Here is a 14,436-nt window from a genome sequence, read left to right as displayed (position 1 = left end):
TCATGGTGGTGCTCGTGGTCATGGTGGTGCTCGTGGTCATGGTGGTGCTCGTGGTCATGGTGGTGCTCGTGGTCATGATGGTGCTCGTGGTCATGGCCGTGCTCGTGGTCATGGTGGTGCTCATGGTCATGGTCGTGTCCATGATGCGCGTGCTCAATCTCCTCCATCAGCTCATGGGCCAGGTCGTGGCCGCCCTCCATAGCGGAGAGGATCTGTCCACCGGTGAGCTGGTCCCAGGGAGTCGTGAGGATGGCAGCCTTGGGATTTTTCTCCCGCAGGAGGGCCACCGCCTTGTCCAGCTTGGCCTGGTCGATGTTCTGGGTCCGGGAGAGAATGATGGCGCAGGCGTGTTCCACCTGGTCGTTGAAGAACTCGCCGAAATTCTTCATGTAGACCTTGGCCTTGGCGGCGTCCACTACAGTCACAAAGCTATTGAGGTGGAGGTCGGGGGACTCGGCCTGTACCCGTTCCACGGCGGCCACCACGTCGGACAGCTTGCCCACGCCGGAGGGCTCGATGACGATGCGGGCGGGGGCGTAGTCGTCCAGCACCTGTTTCAGCGCCGTGCCGAAGTCGCCTACCAGGGAGCAGCAGATGCAGCCGGAATTCATCTCAGTGATTTCCACACCGGCGTCCTTGAGGAAGCCGCTGTCAATGCCAATCTCGCCGAACTCGTTCTCAATGAGGACAATTTTCTCCCCCTTGAAGCTCTCGTCCAGCAGCTTTTTAATCAGCGTGGTCTTGCCCGCCCCTAAAAATCCCGAAATAATGTCAACTTTAGTCAATTTGCTCAACCCTTTCTTGAAACTTTTCCCTGTGTTCTTCTGAGAATGTTCAAAAGAACTGAATTTTTATTCTAAAATCAAGTTATAATGCTATCTTCTCCCCCTGTCAAGGGGGAGAAGATAGAAAAATGTAAAAAAGCTGTGAAGTTTAGAGGTGTCATTGAGAAGCAGCGGCTGTTATATAAGCGCAGAGAAAAAACGAAGTTTTTTCCGAAAGTTTTTCTTTGCTTCGTTCTTTTTTCAAAAAGAAAGAAGAAGGAAGAGAAGTTTAAGGCCAAATAATGCAGGTGTTCTCCATGAGGCGGCAGATGAGGGCGGCGGCCATTTCACGGGTTCCGGGGTCGCTGGGGGTGGGGCCGTCCAGAAGGACCTCCAGGGCGTCCAGGTTGCGGGCGGGAATCTGGGCCCACTGGTCAAAGTCCTGGAACTGGACCGACTCCTCCAGCAGGAGGGGCTCCCGGTTGAGGAAGTCGCCGTCGATGCTGGCCCAGGCGGCCACCTTGGAGAGAATCGTTACCATCTCCTGATAGCTGACGGTGTCGTCGGGGTCGAAGCGGCCGTCGCTGTAGCCGGAGATAAAGCCCATGTCGGACATTGCAAAGACAGAATCGGCAAACCAGCTGTCGGGGGACACGTCGGAAAATCTGGCGCGGACGGTCTCCGGGGCGGGCAGGTCCAGGGCGGCGGCCACCATAGTGCAGAACTGGGCCCGGGTGATTTGATCGGCGGGGTGGAAGCCTCCATCCTCATAGCCAGAGAGGATGCAGTAAGCGCTCAAGGTGTCAATCTCGCGGGCGTAGAGGCTGTCCGCCGTGTCGGGCAGGGTGCGGGGGTTGAAGCTCAGCTTGCTGGTCTTGGCGGCCTGGGCGGGAGTGACCTGGGTCCAGGTCTGGGAGCCGGAGCCCTGATACAGCGCGGCGGAGGGGGGCAGTGCCTCCAGCAGCTCGGTGAAGGCGTCCTTGTACTCCTCGCTCACCGCCTGGGCGCCGTCAATATAAAAGGTATGGGAGGAGAGCTCCAGCTTCCAGTTCCCCTGGGCCCGGGCCGGCTTGGGGCTGGTGAGGAGCATGGCGGCGGCCTGGGTGTTGTCCGGGGAGATGAGCAGGGTGGGCAGCACGCCAACGATGTGGTTGGTGGCCCCATCGGGGGAGAAGAAGCGGTAGGCGGTCACCTTCATAGCCTCTCCATTCTCCATAATATCGGTGTTGGTCTCGTCGAAAATCAGCTGGGCGGTGCCCTTTCCGAAGGTGCGCTGGCCCACAGCGATACCTGCCTGATAGGCGCGCATATCAGCGGTAAACAGCTCCGCGCCGCTGGCAGAGCTCTCGCTGGTGAGGACGATCACCGGCTTGTCCGTCAGGTCGGGGAAAGCATCGGAGGTGTAATTGCGCTGATAGCGGCCGGAGCCGTCCCGGTAGTAGAGCATCACGCCGCCCCCGGTGAAGAAGCTGGAGGTAAGGGCGGTTGCGGTGCTGCCGCCGCCGGGATTGGAGCGCAGGTCCACGACCCAGACGGAGGCTTCGCTTTCCAGGTCGGACAGGGCCTCCTGGAAGAGCATGGGGGTGGTGGCGCCGAAGCTGATGCAGTCGATATAGCCCGCCCCGCCCCGCAGCTCATGGGTTACAATGGGGATCTGTACCTCACGGCGGGTAAGGGTGAAGTCCAGCAGCTGGCCGTTCCGGCGGACGGTGATGGTGATCTGACTGCCCTCCGGCCCCGCCACCGGAACCCGGGGGTCCATATCGGCGGTGAGCTCCACTCCGTCCACCGCGACCAGCACGTCGCCGGCCAGGACGCCCGCCTCCAGGGCGGGGGAATTGGGCAGAATGGAGACGATGAGGTAGCCGTCATTGTAGTCCACCTCCACCGCCGCGCCAATGCCGGTCACCTCCTGACCGTTGACGATCTCGTTAAAGGTCTGGTACTGCTCAGCGTCCATATAAATGGTGTAGGGGTCGCCCAGGGCCTCCAGAATTGCATCCAGAGAGTCCAGCTCCAGCAGCTCGTCGGGGATGCCGTCCACGTAGACCTGCCGGAGCAGCTCCTTGGCGTCCTCCAGCTCCAGAGCGGAGGCGGGGACCAAAGCCAGCGAGAGAGTCAGGCACAGGGCCAGCAGTGCGGAAATTGTTTTTTTCATGTTGTTCTCCTTTGCGATGGTTGTTTGTCTCTATGCTCCACACGCCGGACGCGCACAGACGCCCGGCGTGGTGAAGTTTTACAGCTTGGGGGTGCGGAAGGCCATCTCCTCCCGCTTGGGACCGGTGGATACCATGGTGATGGGGGTTTCAATACGCTGCTCCAGGAAATCCACATAGGCTCGGGCGTTGGCGGGGAGGGCGCGGTAATCGGTGCAGCCCCGAATGTCCTGCTTCCAGCCGGGCAGGGTCTCGAAAACCGGCTTGGCCCGCAGCAGGGCGGGGGTGGTGGGGAAGGAGCTGGTGACAGTCCCGTCAATCTCGTAGCCGGTACACACAGGAATCTCGTCCAGGTAGCCCAGCACGTCCAGACAGGTGAGAGCCGCCTGGGTCGCCCCCTGGACCATGCAGCCGTATCTGGTGGCCACTGTGTCGAACCAGCCAACCCGGCGGGGGCGGCCTGTGGTGGCGCCGAACTCTCCGTGGTCCCCGCCCCGGCGGCGCAGCTCGTTCCCCGCTTCGCCGGTGACCTCGCTGACAAAGGGCTCAGTCTGGGAGCCCACGCAGGAGGAGTAGGCTTTGGTGACGCAGATGACGTCCTTCACGGCGGTGGGCGGCACGCAGGCCCCCACGCAGCCGTAGCCGGCCACGGTGTGGGAGGAGGTGGTCATGGGGAAAATGCCCAAATCCGGGTCCTTCATGGAGCCCAGCTGGCCCTCCAGCAGGATGGTCTTCCCCTCCTTCAGGGCCTGGTGGATGAAGGTCACCGTGTCCCCCACGTAGGGGCGGAGCTTCTCCCTGAGCACCAGAAGCTGGTCCATGATCTCATCCGCGCTGACAGGGGGTTGGTGGTAGAGGTGCTGGAAGAGGACGTTTTTCAGCTCCACCGCCGCCGTCAGCCGCTCCCGCAGGATGGCCTCGTCGAAGAGGTCGCAGACCTGGATACCCGTCTTGGCGTACTTGTCGGAGTAGAAGGGGGCGATGCCGCTCTTGGTGGAGCCGAAGGCCTTGCCCCCCAGACGGGCCTCCTCATAGGTGTCCTGGAGGATGTGGTAGGGCATGAGCAGCTGGGCCCGGTCGGAAACCAGCACCTTGGGAGCGGGGACCCCCTGGCTGGTGACCTCCTCCAGCTCGTGGGCCAGCTTGGCGATGTCCAGGGCCACGCCGTTGCCGATGACGTTGGTGACGTGGGGGTAGAACACGCCGGAGGGGAGTGTGTGCAGGGCAAACCGGCCATAGTCGTTGATGATGGTGTGGCCGGCGTTGGCGCCCCCCTGGAAGCGGATGACAACATCCGATTGGCTGGCAAGCATATCGGTGATCTTGCCCTTGCCCTCGTCGCCCCAGTTGGCGCCTACGATTGCTTTTACCATATTTGTTACCTCCGGAGACCGGGATTCGCAGCCCGGCGGGGTCTGCCTTTTCCAGTCCGCCTGTAACGGGGCTATTATACCCCCTTTTTTTCCCTGTTGCAAGGGGAAATCCAGGGCCGCCGCCAGAAAAATGTCTCCCAACCCCGCAACAGGGGGTGGGAGACAGAAAAGTCCGCGTATCAGGTCTTTTTATTCTTTTGATAGATGATATTCAGCCCCTTGAGCAGCAGGTCCCGCTCCAGGCGTATCTCCCGGCGGCACAGAGGGACCACAAACTGGGCCATGCCGCCGGTGGCCACTACGGTAGTGGAAAAGCCCAGCTCCTCCTCGACCCGGTCCAGCATTCCGTCCAGCATGGCGGCGGTGCCATACATGATGCCGCTGCGCATACAGTCCACCGTGTTCTTGCCGATGACCCGCCGGGGGCGGTCCAGGCTGATGCCGGGGAGCTGGGCGGTGCGGGAGGTGAGGGCGTCCATAGAGATGCGCACGCCGGGGATGATGCAGCCCCCTAAGTAGGTGCTCCCCTTGCCCACCACCTCAATGGTGGTGGCGGTGCCCAGGTCCAGCAGGGTGAGGGGGGGCTCATACTCCGCCAGGGCGGCCACGGCGATGACAATGCGGTCGCTGCCCACCTGGGAGGGGGAGTCCATTTGGATGTTCAGCCCGGTTTTCAGGCCGGGTCCCACCACCATGGGCCGCTTGCCGATGACCTTGATCACCCCTGTGCGCACCGAGTTGAAGACGGGCGGCACCACTGAGGAGATGATGCAGTCCTCCACATCCTGTGGAGCGACGTCAAAGAGGCTGAGCATACTTTTGATCTCCGCCCCGTACTGGTCAGAGGTTTTGATTCGGTCGGTGGCGATGCGGGCCTCAAAGGCGATTTCCCCGTCTTTGATGCCGCCGATGACGATGTTGGTGTTGCCGATGTCAATTGCCAGGAGCATAAGGGGTCACCAAACTCTCTGTATCAATTTAAATATTTGCATTTGCCTGGGGCCGCAGGGCTGGAACATGGAGCAGCGCCTTACCGATGGCGGTGACCAGAATAGCGGCAGCGACAGCCTCGGCCACGCCGGAGGTTCCAACGACTCCCATTATCAGGCCCAGCACGGCCTCCATGGCTACGTTTTTCAGCGCGGCGTACTCAGGCCGCAGCAGAACATAGATGCTGCCCATGACCAGTACGGTATTGGTCAGCGCCCCAGCCACGCCCACGATGGGCAGGGCGGCGAAGTCGTTGACCTTGAGCTTTTTCAGGCCGATCCACAGCCAACCGGATACTACGCCGATTAAGATGCGGCAGCCCAGGGCGATCCAAACGGCCTTCACCGCGCCGGATGCACCGCTGGTCTCTGCGGCCAGAACCGGGGAGAAGGCGAAAGACAGGGCGCTGGGGGTTACGGTATTGGTCCAGATGGAGCAGATGCCGAATACGCCGCCCAGGATGCCGCCTGCCAGAGGGCCAAGGACTACTGCGCCGATGATGACCGGGATATGCAGGGTGGTAGCCTTGATGAAGGGCAGGGGGATGAGACCAATGCCGGTCATCTGGAGGACCAGTTGGAGGGCCACAAATAGGGCCACACCCACCAGCCAACGGGTGTCATGCTTGCGAGTTTTCATAAAATTACCTCCTGCTGCCGCTCCGCCACATGCGGATGCAGCGCAATATTTAAGAGGGCGAGGACGTGCCCCGTCCTCTCAGCGGCTTATTATACAGGATAGCGGCGGAATATGCAAGAAAAAACTTTACGGCTTTACAGGCGAAAAAGAAGAGGGTATAATAGAGGAAAAAAGTTCCGGCGCGGAACAGGGACGAAGCGGTTAAGGAGGAAACCATCATGTTAAAGGGAAAAACCATTTTGCTGGGCGTCACAGGGGGGATTGCGGCCTACAAGGCGGCGGCGCTGGCCTCGGCGCTGGTGAAGCAGCACGCCCAGGTGGAGGTGGTGATGACCGCCCATGCGACCCAGTTTATCGCCCCCCTCACCTTTGAGCAGCTTACCGGCCGCCGCTGTATGGTGGACACCTTTGACCGGAACTTCTCCCACCAGGTGGAGCACATCGCCCTGGCCGACCGCACCGACCTGGTGATGATTGCCCCCGCCACCGCCAACGTGTGCGCCAAGCTGGCCCACGGGCTGGCCGACGATATGCTCACCACCACCGTACTGGCCTGCACCTGCCCCAAGCTCGTCGCTCCGGCCATGAACACCAAAATGTTTGAAACCCCCGTGACTCAGGACAATCTGGATATCCTCCGCCGGTATGGCTGGGAGGTGATTGCCCCCGCCTCGGGCCGGCTGGCCTGCGGAGCGGTGGGGGCGGGCAAGCTGCCGGAGCCGGAGGACCTTCTCCAGTACATTCTGCACGTTCTTGCCCTGCCCCACGACCTGGAGGGGAAGAGGGTGTTGGTCACCGCTGGTCCTACCCAGGAGGCGTTGGACCCGGTGCGCTATCTCACCAATCACTCCACTGGGAAGATGGGCTATGCCCTGGCAAGAATCGCCATGCTCCGGGGGGCGGAGGTGGTCCTGATCTCCGGGCCCGCCGCCATTGCGCCGCCACCCTTTGTGGAGGTGGTGGAGGTGACCTCCGCCCAGGATATGTTTGAGGCGGTGGCCGCCCGGCAGGAGTGGGCCGACTTCGTCTTCAAAGCCGCCGCCGTGGCCGACTATACCCCTGCCCAGTACGCCGACGACAAGCTCAAAAAGAAGGAGGGCGATCTGTCCATCCCCCTGCGCCGCACCCAGGATATCCTAAAATACCTGGGGGAGCACCGCCGCCCGGGACAGGTGCTGTGCGGCTTTTCCATGGAGACGCAGAATATGCTGGAGAACAGCCGGTCCAAGCTGGAGAAGAAAAAGGTGGATATGATCTGCGCCAACAATTTGAAGGTGGCGGGGGCGGGCTTCGGCACCGATACCAATGTGATGACGGTGATTACCAAGGCGGGTGCGGAGGAGCTGCCCCTCATGTCCAAGGAGGAGGTGGCCGGGCGAATCCTTGACATTGCTGTGGGGCTTATGATATGAAGTAAGTTCCCCCGTCCCGCTGAATTTTTTAAATACCCCTTGACAAAGGTCCGAAATCAGACTACAATGGCGGAAGTCTGATTTCGGACTTTTTATTTTGTGGAGGAACTGCCATGGACTTTTCATACTTTAACGAGGAGTACAACCGCCTGTACAAGGAGGAGGACAACCTGTATCACCGGCTGGCCAGGCACTTCGGGCTGTCCGACTCCGCCTTTTGGATCCTGTACACCCTGGAGGCGGCTCAAAAGCCCCTCACCCAGACCGAGCTGTGTGAGTATCTCTCCCTGAGCAAGCAGACCATCCACTCCGGCTTAAAGCAGCTGGAGGGGGAGGGGCGCCTCTGCCTGTCCAGCGGACCGGGGCGCAACAAGTATATCCATCTTACCGAGGCGGGCCAGGACTTGGTCCGGCGCACCGCCCGCCCGGTTTTGGAGCTGGAGGAACAGGCCTTTCTCGGCATGGAGGAGCAGGCGCAGGATAGCTTGCTGGCCCTGCACCGCCAGCGTCTGGAGCTGCTGCTCCGGCAGGCGGAACGAATTTTTCAAAATGTCCAGGAGGAGTAAGTTTTTATGCAAATCCAACTGTCCGATCACTTTACCTATGGCAAGCTGCTGCGCTTTACCCTGCCCTCCATAGTGACCATGATCTTCACCTCCATCTACAGTGTGGTGGACGGCCTGTTTGTGTCCAACCTGGTGGGGGAGCTGGCTCTGTCGGCGGTGAATATTATCTTTCCGGTTTCCATGATTTTTGCGGCCTTCGGCTTTATGCTGGGCTCTGGAGGCAGTGCCATTGTGGCCCGCACCATGGGGGAGGGCAAGCCGGAGCTGGCCAACCGGTACTTTACCATGATTATCCTGTGTGTGGTGGGGCTGGGTACGGTGTTTTCCGTTGTGGGCGCCCTGCTGATTGAGCCGATCGCCCGTCTGGCCGGGGCCAGTGAGCTGCTGATGGACGGCTGCGTTTCCTATGGCCGAATCCTGCTGGGAGGCACGGTGGCTTTTATGCTGCAGATGTCCTTTCAGGTGTTCTGCGTGACGGCGGAGCTGCCCAAGATGGGGCTGGCCGTCTCTCTGGCCTCGGGGGCCACCAATATTGTTATGGACTATGTCCTCATTGCCCTGTGTGATATGGGCATTGCCGGGGCAGCCTGGGGGACGGTGCTCAGCTATGTGGTGGGTGGCGGTCTGCCTCTGCTCTACTTTTTGAGGCCCAAAAGGGGCAAACTGCGGCTGTGTCACACCCGGCTCTACCCCAGAGAGCTGAAAAACGCCTGTGTCAACGGGTCCTCTGAGCTGATGAGCAACCTGTCCGCCTCGCTAATCAGTGTGCTGTACAATCTCCAGCTCATGCGCCTGGTGGGGGAGTCGGGAGTGGCGGCCTACTCGGTGATGATGTATGTGGATTTCGCCTTTGCGGCGGTCTTTTTGGGTTTCTCCATGGGGGTGGGGCCAGTCATCAGCTTCCACTTCGGGGCGGATAACCGGGAGGAGCTGAAGGGACTGCTGCGCAGAAGTCTTACGGTGATTTTCATCTGTTCCCTGGCTATGGTGGCCCTGTCTGAGCTGCTGGCCCGGCCCCTAGCCGCTGCTTTTGTGGGCTACAGTCCGGCGCTGATGGACATGACCGTCCACGGCTTCCGGATCTTCGCCCTGAGCTATCTGTTTGTGGGCTTTGGCATCTTCGGCTCCGGACTGTTCACCGACCTGTGCAACGGCTTTGTGTCGGCGCTGATCTCCTTCCTGCGTACCTTCCTGTTCCGGGGCGGGATGGTATTCCTCCTGCCCCTGGCGCTGAAGCTGGACGGTATCTGGCTGGCGGTGGTGGTGGCCGACGGCCTGGGGGCGGTGGTGGCTCTGGCGCTGATCTGGAGCAACCGGGAGCGGTACCACTATTTACCATAACCGGGCTTCCCTCCCCTGGAGGGAAACATTTTTGCACCTCACCCCCTCAAAAGCGCACCCTGGGGGGACGGCCCTTGCTATTTCCTGTCGCTTTTGATACTCTGATCATGTCCATGGACAGGAGGTGCGCCTATGAAAATCACAGTGGAACACGCCGGAGTGACAGAGAACGAGGTCATCCTGCGGTGCCCGGACCTGGACGAGGAGATGCTGGGGGTCCTGTCCCTGCTGCGCTCCGGTCTCCAGCGGCTATGCGTCTGGGACGACAGCCGGCAGACAACCCTTCTCTCGCCTGGGGAGGTGGTCTACTGCGAGACGGTGGACGACCGGGTATTTGTCTACACCGGTCAGGCCGTCTACCAGACCGCTCTGGGTCTGGGGGAGCTGGAAAGCCGCTACGGCCCCCTGGGCTTTTTCCGGGCGGGCAAGTCGGCGGTGGTCAATCTCCACCACATCCGCAGTCTGGCCAGCGGGGCGTCCGGCCGTATCCAAGCAACTCTTGAGACTGGAGAGAAGCTGATTGTATCTCGCCGCTACGCCCCGCTGCTCCGGGAGCGGCTGGGACTGTAAGAAAGGAGAAATTATGGAACAATTTAACCGATTTTATCTCTGGGGCGTTGACACTAAATACCGTATGGGCCTGTATTTTTCCGCCGCGGTTTTTTTCAAGGGTCTGGTCAATGTTCTGCTGAGGAGCTGGACGGTGGAGATCCTTATTCTGCTGGAAATGCTGCTGGCCTGCTTCGTCTTTGCCTGTCTGGAGTCCGCCATTTTCCCCTATGTCAAAGAGTGGCCGGACGAGGGGCGGGGCCGGCGTGTCGCCCTCTGGGCGGCTCTGGCCAATCTGATTTTTATTGGCTGCGCCTGGGGTCTGCACTGGTTCCCGGGGCTCCCCGGATGGGGCGGTCTTCTGCTGATTGTCTTTCTGGAGTGGGCGCTGGCAGCCATGTGGTACGCTTTGAAGCTGAGAAAAAAGCTGGACACCGCCGCACTGAACCGGGGTCTGCGCCGGTTTCAAAACGAGGCGGAATAAAATGGACTCTCCCTATTGACAACCCCCCTGAAAGCTGATATGATAGCTTCATTCTAAATGCGAATTGTTCTTATTTTAGGAGGAGTATACCATGCCTGAACTGAAGGGAAGCAAAACCGAACAGAACCTGTGGACCGCCTTTGCCGGGGAGAGCCAGGCCCGGAACAAGTACACCTATTTCGCCTCCAAGGCCAAGAAGGAGGGCTATGTCCAGATCGCCCAGCTTTTTGAGGAGACCGCCGCCAACGAGAAGGAGCACGCCAAGATCTGGTTCAATCTGCTGGGAGGCATCGGAACCACCGCCGAGAATCTGGAGGCCGCCGCCGCTGGGGAAAACTTTGAGTGGACCGATATGTACGCCAAGATGGCCCAGGAGGCCCGGGAGGAGGGTTTTGACCACATCGCCGCCCTCTTTGAGGGAGTGGGCAAGATTGAGAAGGAGCACGAGGAGCGCTACCGCAAGCTGCTGGCCAACCTGGAGGGGGGACTGGTCTTCTCCCGGGATGGGGAGATGATCTGGCAGTGCTCCAACTGCGGCCACATCCACGTGGGCAAACAGGCCCCGGAGGTGTGTCCCGTCTGCGCCCATCCCCAGGCCTATTTCCAGATCAAGGCGGAGAATTATTGATTTTGCCCCTTGTCCCCGGCACAGTTTTGTGCTATGATACATCCATCAGACAATGGCGCCTGTACCAGGGCACCATTGTATTTTTTTGCGGGGGGATCACCATGGAAGGGATTCAAGCCGGACTGCACGAGGAGTGCGGAGTTTTTGGCATTTATGACAAGGCGGGGGGCTGTGCCCAGACTGCCTACTACGGTCTGTACGCGCTCCAGCACCGGGGGCAGGAGGCCTGCGGCATTGCGGTCATCAATGACCGGGAGCAGTCCTTTCATAAGGATGTGGGTCTGGTGAGCGAGGTCTTTTCCAAAGACATTCTGGACCGACTCAACGGCACCATAGCAGTGGGCCACGTGCGCTACGCCACCACCGGCGCGGGGGAGCGGGAGAACGCCCAGCCCCTTACCATTAAATATGTAAAGGGGACGCTGGCGGTGGTCCACAACGGCAACCTGGTGGACGTGGACGGGCTGCGCCGGGAGTTTGAGTATCGAGGGGCCATTTTCCACACCACCAGTGACTCGGAGCTGATTGCCTACGCCATCGCTCAGGATCGGCTGCGGTGCGGGAGCGTGGAGGAGGCGGTGGTCAGAGCCACGGCCGGCCTGCGGGGGGCCTTCTCCCTGCTGGTCATGTCCCCTCAGAAGCTCATCGCCTGCCGGGACCCCTGGGGCTTCCGTCCCCTGTGCATGGGCCGCAAGGGGGAGGCGGTGCTCTTCGCCTCTGAGTCCTGCGCCATCCAGGCGGTGGGCGGCAGAGTGGAGCGGGAGCTGGACCCCGGCGAGGTGGTGGTGGTCCAGGACGGGGAGGCCCGCTCCATCCGGGACAACTGCCGGGGAGAGTCCCACCTGTGCGTCTTTGAGTACATCTACTTCGCCCGGCCCGACTCGGTGATTGCCGGCCAGTCGGTCCACCGGGCCCGGGTTAACGCGGGGCGTCTGCTGGCCCGTCAGGCGCCGGTGGAGGCCGACCTGGTGGTGGGGGTCCCCGACTCCGGCCTGGACGCCGCCCGGGGCTTCTCTCTGGAGAGCGGCATCCCCAACGGTATGGGCTTTGTGAAAAACCGCTACGTAGGCCGCACCTTTATCACGCCGGACCAGGTCAGCCGGGAGCAGGCGGTGAGGATCAAGCTGTCCGCCCTGGCCAGTGAGGTGGCGGGCAAGCGGGTCGTCCTGGTGGATGACTCCATTGTCCGGGGCACCACCTGCCGCCAGATCATTAACCTGCTGCGGGAGGCGGGGGCCAGAGAGGTCCATATGCGGGTGTCCGCGCCCCCCTTCATCGCCCCCTGCTACTTCGGCACCGACATCCCCGACCGGAAGAAGCTCATCGCCTGCCACCACTCGGCAGAGGAGATCCGGGATATGGCCGGCGCGGACAGTCTGGCCTTCCTCTCACTGGAAAATCTGCAGAGGCTGGCCCCGGACGCCCGGTGCGGCTTCTGTCAGGGCTGCTTCACCGGAACATACCCCATTGAAAATGTGGAGGGAAAATTGGAAGATACGCCTTGACAAGTGGGGGATTTTTTCATATAATTGACCGAACAAAGGCAATGCGGAAGAGGAGTAGCCCGGCGGGGGTCTGTAGAGAGGGGACGGAGGGTGCAAGTCCCCGGCCTGGCCGGGTGAAGGTGGCTTTCGCGCCCTGTCCCTGAAAACGGCAGTAGGGGATGGCGGGACTTCCCGTTACAGAAGCTGAGAGCGTCCCCGCTGTTGGGGAAATTCAGGTGGTACCGCGGTTTTCAATCGCCCTGAGTCCGTTTGGACTTGGGGCGTTTTTGTTCCGGAGGTGAGGGGCAGTGGAATTTGAGGTCTGGCAAAATTATACGGTGGAGGACTTTGCCGCCTTCTGGTACGGCTTTTATGACAAGAGCCCCGGCAAAAAGCCGGTCAGCAGGATCTCAGACCGGGGAATGCGGCTGGGCGGCTGGCTGTTTTTGGCGGCGGGCGGGCTGTTGCTGGCGGTGTGCGCGCTGAACCCCTTGCACTTTGAGCCCATTCCCGGGGCTGTGATTGGGATGGGGCTGGCCTTCCTGGCGCTGGGCGTGGTGACCCTGGTGCAGTGGCGGCCGGGGGGCGCTCCGGTCCATCCCCGGTGGGCGGTGCGGGCCTGGAAAAAATGGTCCAGGCAGGAGCCGGGCCTGCGCTGGCGCTACCGCCTGACCCCCGAAGGGCTGGAACTGCACAACAGCAGCAGCGACCACCGCTATGACTACAGCCATCTCCGGCCCGTCTGGGAGGACGAGGGGCATTTTTACCTCAGTCTGGACGGGCAGGTCTGGCACATTTTAAGCAAATCCCAGTTCACTCAGGGAGACCCCACCCGATTCGCCGCCTTTTTGAAGGAGCAGACAGGCCGCCCGGTGAGCTGGGTGAACGGGGAGGAGGCGCGGGTATGATCGTCATCCAAACTGCAATTGACCACAGAGCCATGACGACCCTGGCCCGGGTGAGCCGCAAGACCCTGCGCCGGGGACGGAGCGGCCCGGTTCGGACGCTGGCCTGGTTCGTGGTGGCGCTGGAGGCATTTCTGACAGTGAGCTACCTGCGGGGCGGCTTTGGCGGCTGGCTGCCAAACACTCTGATGGGGCTGTTCATGCTGGGCTGCCTGCTTCTGGAAGACCGGATCAACGGGGCGTTTCTCCTGCGCCGGATTGAGCCGGAGAGACGGACGGTAAACGTTACCTTTTCTGATGAGAGCACCTATGTCTGCCGCACCCAATCCGGGGAGAGCCGGTGGCTTTACAGTCAGATCAGGCTGATTGCCGAGACAGAGGAGTACTTTGTCCTGCTGCACAGCCGGAGCCAGGGACAGGCCTACAGCAAGTCGGGCCTCAGCTGGGGCACTCCAGAGGAATTGCGGGCTCTGCTGGAGCGGAAAACCGGCCTGAAAATTCAGCGTGTCCGGTGACTATACCAGCGCGCGCAGCTCCTGGGCCAGCTTCAGGGTGGCCCGGAAAATATATTCATTCTCAATGGCGTTTTGGGAGGATATCTCGCTGAGCAGGCGGTTCAATGCCCGCCGCTGTTCCTGGTCCATATTCTTTCGGACTGCGTCCTCCTGCTGCAAAATCGCCTGGAGGACGGTCTGGTATTCCCGGTCCTCCCTCACGCGGTCCATGCGCGTTTCCAGTACAAAACTGTATAGATATGTCATCAAGTCGTCCATTGTAATGCCTCCGTGATTTAGACCGTTCGGTATTGTCAAGGGGTGGGGAGAAAAAATGCTAAAATTATCGGAAAGACTTTACAGCCTCCGCAAAGAGCGGAAACTTATTCAAGAAAATACGGCGAAAGAGTTGGGAATTTCCCTAAAAACTTACTGCCGCTATGAGGCGGGAGAGAGGGAACCAAATGCCTCCGTTCTGGTCCGCATGGCAGACTTCTACGGCGTTACGGCTGATTATCTGTTGGGGCGCACTGAAGAGCGGACGTAGGGCAGGACGGCTTCGGCCCTGCGAAGCAGGGCCAGGCCCTTTGAAAAGGGGCGGAGGCGAAGCCGGTGGGGATTGACTTGCTGGCACTGCCTCTACTTGAAATT

The 14,436-nt window shown here is 60.8% G+C and carries 16 protein-coding genes and 1 other annotated feature; of the genes, 10 read left to right on the top strand and 6 right to left on the bottom strand.

The genetic code is table 11. The features are described 5' to 3' along the window. From D1646_RS18565 to D1646_RS18545, 5 genes are all read right to left on the bottom strand, one after another. Window positions 1–785 (bottom strand): GTP-binding protein (locus D1646_RS18565; RefSeq protein ID WP_160637893.1); only part of this gene is annotated, 785 nt, incomplete at its 3' end. A gap of 268 nt (window positions 786–1,053) precedes the next feature. Beyond that, the gene (locus tag D1646_RS18560; RefSeq protein WP_160637892.1) at window positions 1,054–2,922 is read right to left on the bottom strand and encodes a S41 family peptidase; all 1,869 of its coding nucleotides are present in this window, start codon (window positions 2,920–2,922) and stop codon (window positions 1,054–1,056) included. 78 nt (window positions 2,923–3,000) lie between these two features. Then, entirely contained in the window at window positions 3,001–4,293 is a 1,293-nt protein-coding gene (locus tag D1646_RS18555; protein WP_160637891.1) for an adenylosuccinate synthase, read from the bottom strand. 179 nt (window positions 4,294–4,472) lie between these two features. After that, window positions 4,473–5,243, bottom strand: coding sequence for a type III pantothenate kinase (locus D1646_RS18550; RefSeq protein WP_160637890.1), 771 nt, complete (start codon window positions 5,241–5,243; stop codon window positions 4,473–4,475). Between the two features lie 28 nt (window positions 5,244–5,271). Continuing rightward, window positions 5,272–5,922, bottom strand: coding sequence for an ECF transporter S component (locus D1646_RS18545; protein ID WP_160637889.1), 651 nt, complete (start codon window positions 5,920–5,922; stop codon window positions 5,272–5,274). Window positions 5,923–6,140: 218 nt separating this feature from the next. Here D1646_RS18545 and coaBC point away from each other — a divergent pair, with 218 nt between their 5' ends. The 9 genes from coaBC to D1646_RS18500 all read left to right on the top strand — a co-directional run bounded on the left by coaBC (window position 6,141) and on the right by D1646_RS18500 (window position 13,806). Continuing rightward, window positions 6,141–7,334, top strand: a complete 1,194-nt coding sequence (gene coaBC / locus D1646_RS18540) for a bifunctional phosphopantothenoylcysteine decarboxylase/phosphopantothenate--cysteine ligase CoaBC (protein ID WP_160637888.1) — start codon at window positions 6,141–6,143, stop codon at window positions 7,332–7,334. A 113-nt stretch (window positions 7,335–7,447) separates the two neighbouring features. Next, the gene (locus D1646_RS18535; RefSeq protein ID WP_160637887.1) at window positions 7,448–7,900 is read left to right on the top strand and encodes a MarR family transcriptional regulator; all 453 of its coding nucleotides are present in this window, start codon (window positions 7,448–7,450) and stop codon (window positions 7,898–7,900) included. A 6-nt stretch (window positions 7,901–7,906) separates the two neighbouring features. Beyond that, window positions 7,907–9,241 carry an MATE family efflux transporter gene (locus D1646_RS18530; RefSeq protein WP_160637886.1) on the top strand — a complete coding sequence of 445 codons (1,335 nt, stop codon included), beginning with the start codon at window positions 7,907–7,909 and terminating at the stop codon, window positions 9,239–9,241. Between the two features lie 132 nt (window positions 9,242–9,373). Beyond that, complete coding sequence (locus D1646_RS18525; protein WP_160637885.1) at window positions 9,374–9,811, top strand: LytTR family DNA-binding domain-containing protein; 438 nt, start codon at window positions 9,374–9,376, stop codon at window positions 9,809–9,811. 13 nt (window positions 9,812–9,824) lie between these two features. Beyond that, on the top strand, window positions 9,825–10,274 hold the full coding sequence (locus D1646_RS18520; RefSeq protein ID WP_160637884.1) for a hypothetical protein: 450 nt from the start codon (window positions 9,825–9,827) through the stop codon (window positions 10,272–10,274). Between the two features lie 91 nt (window positions 10,275–10,365). Further along, window positions 10,366–10,902 carry a rubrerythrin gene (gene rbr / locus D1646_RS18515; protein WP_160637883.1) on the top strand — a complete coding sequence of 179 codons (537 nt, stop codon included), beginning with the start codon at window positions 10,366–10,368 and terminating at the stop codon, window positions 10,900–10,902. Window positions 10,903–11,003: 101 nt separating this feature from the next. Next, on the top strand, window positions 11,004–12,407 hold the full coding sequence (purF, locus tag D1646_RS18510; protein WP_160637882.1) for an amidophosphoribosyltransferase: 1,404 nt from the start codon (window positions 11,004–11,006) through the stop codon (window positions 12,405–12,407). A gap of 32 nt (window positions 12,408–12,439) precedes the next feature. Next, window positions 12,440–12,652 (top strand) — a binding site (T-box leader). A 42-nt stretch (window positions 12,653–12,694) separates the two neighbouring features. Continuing rightward, a complete protein-coding gene (locus D1646_RS24045) occupies window positions 12,695–13,294 on the top strand; it encodes a YcxB family protein (protein ID WP_160637881.1) in 600 nt (199 codons plus the stop codon). After that, window positions 13,291–13,806, top strand: a complete 516-nt coding sequence (locus D1646_RS18500; RefSeq protein ID WP_160637880.1) for a YcxB family protein — start codon at window positions 13,291–13,293, stop codon at window positions 13,804–13,806. Before D1646_RS24045 ends, D1646_RS18500 begins: the two co-directional genes overlap by 4 nt. Here the strand turns inward: D1646_RS18500 and D1646_RS18495 are convergent, their stop codons facing one another. Further along, window positions 13,807–14,064 carry a DUF6809 family protein gene (locus tag D1646_RS18495; RefSeq protein WP_160637879.1) on the bottom strand — a complete coding sequence of 86 codons (258 nt, stop codon included), beginning with the start codon at window positions 14,062–14,064 and terminating at the stop codon, window positions 13,807–13,809. It abuts the gene before it with no gap. A 55-nt stretch (window positions 14,065–14,119) separates the two neighbouring features. Between D1646_RS18495 and D1646_RS18490 the strand changes: the two genes are divergently transcribed. Continuing rightward, the gene (locus D1646_RS18490) at window positions 14,120–14,332 is read left to right on the top strand and encodes a helix-turn-helix transcriptional regulator (protein ID WP_160637878.1); all 213 of its coding nucleotides are present in this window, start codon (window positions 14,120–14,122) and stop codon (window positions 14,330–14,332) included. Window positions 14,333–14,436 lie beyond the last annotated feature (104 nt).

Source organism: Pseudoflavonifractor sp. 60 (assembly GCF_009911645.1).
Taxonomy (GTDB): Bacteria; Bacillota; Clostridia; order Oscillospirales; family Oscillospiraceae; genus Lawsonibacter.
The sequence above is the reverse complement of the archived record's forward strand: the minus strand, read 5'-3'. Positions and strand labels throughout refer to the sequence as shown.

What these genes read in the sequence shown, in the direction of transcription:
- D1646_RS18560 (WP_160637892.1), bottom strand. Translation starts at nt 2,922, where the DNA reads ATGAAAAAAACAATTTCCGCACTGCTGGCCCTGTGCCTGACTCTCTCG.
- D1646_RS18555 (WP_160637891.1), bottom strand. Translation starts at nt 4,293, where the DNA reads ATGGTAAAAGCAATCGTAGGCGCCAACTGGGGCGACGAGGGCAAGGGC.
- D1646_RS18550 (WP_160637890.1), bottom strand. Translation starts at nt 5,243, where the DNA reads ATGCTCCTGGCAATTGACATCGGCAACACCAACATCGTCATCGGCGGC.
- D1646_RS18545 (WP_160637889.1), bottom strand. Translation starts at nt 5,922, where the DNA reads ATGAAAACTCGCAAGCATGACACCCGTTGGCTGGTGGGTGTGGCCCTA.
- coaBC (WP_160637888.1), top strand. Translation starts at nt 6,141, where the DNA reads ATGTTAAAGGGAAAAACCATTTTGCTGGGCGTCACAGGGGGGATTGCG.
- D1646_RS18535 (WP_160637887.1), top strand. Translation starts at nt 7,448, where the DNA reads ATGGACTTTTCATACTTTAACGAGGAGTACAACCGCCTGTACAAGGAG.
- D1646_RS18530 (WP_160637886.1), top strand. Translation starts at nt 7,907, where the DNA reads ATGCAAATCCAACTGTCCGATCACTTTACCTATGGCAAGCTGCTGCGC.
- D1646_RS18525 (WP_160637885.1), top strand. Translation starts at nt 9,374, where the DNA reads ATGAAAATCACAGTGGAACACGCCGGAGTGACAGAGAACGAGGTCATC.
- D1646_RS18520 (WP_160637884.1), top strand. Translation starts at nt 9,825, where the DNA reads ATGGAACAATTTAACCGATTTTATCTCTGGGGCGTTGACACTAAATAC.
- rbr (WP_160637883.1), top strand. Translation starts at nt 10,366, where the DNA reads ATGCCTGAACTGAAGGGAAGCAAAACCGAACAGAACCTGTGGACCGCC.
- purF (WP_160637882.1), top strand. Translation starts at nt 11,004, where the DNA reads ATGGAAGGGATTCAAGCCGGACTGCACGAGGAGTGCGGAGTTTTTGGC.
- D1646_RS18500 (WP_160637880.1), top strand. Translation starts at nt 13,291, where the DNA reads ATGATCGTCATCCAAACTGCAATTGACCACAGAGCCATGACGACCCTG.
- D1646_RS18495 (WP_160637879.1), bottom strand. Translation starts at nt 14,064, where the DNA reads ATGGACGACTTGATGACATATCTATACAGTTTTGTACTGGAAACGCGC.
- D1646_RS18490 (WP_160637878.1), top strand. Translation starts at nt 14,120, where the DNA reads ATGCTAAAATTATCGGAAAGACTTTACAGCCTCCGCAAAGAGCGGAAA.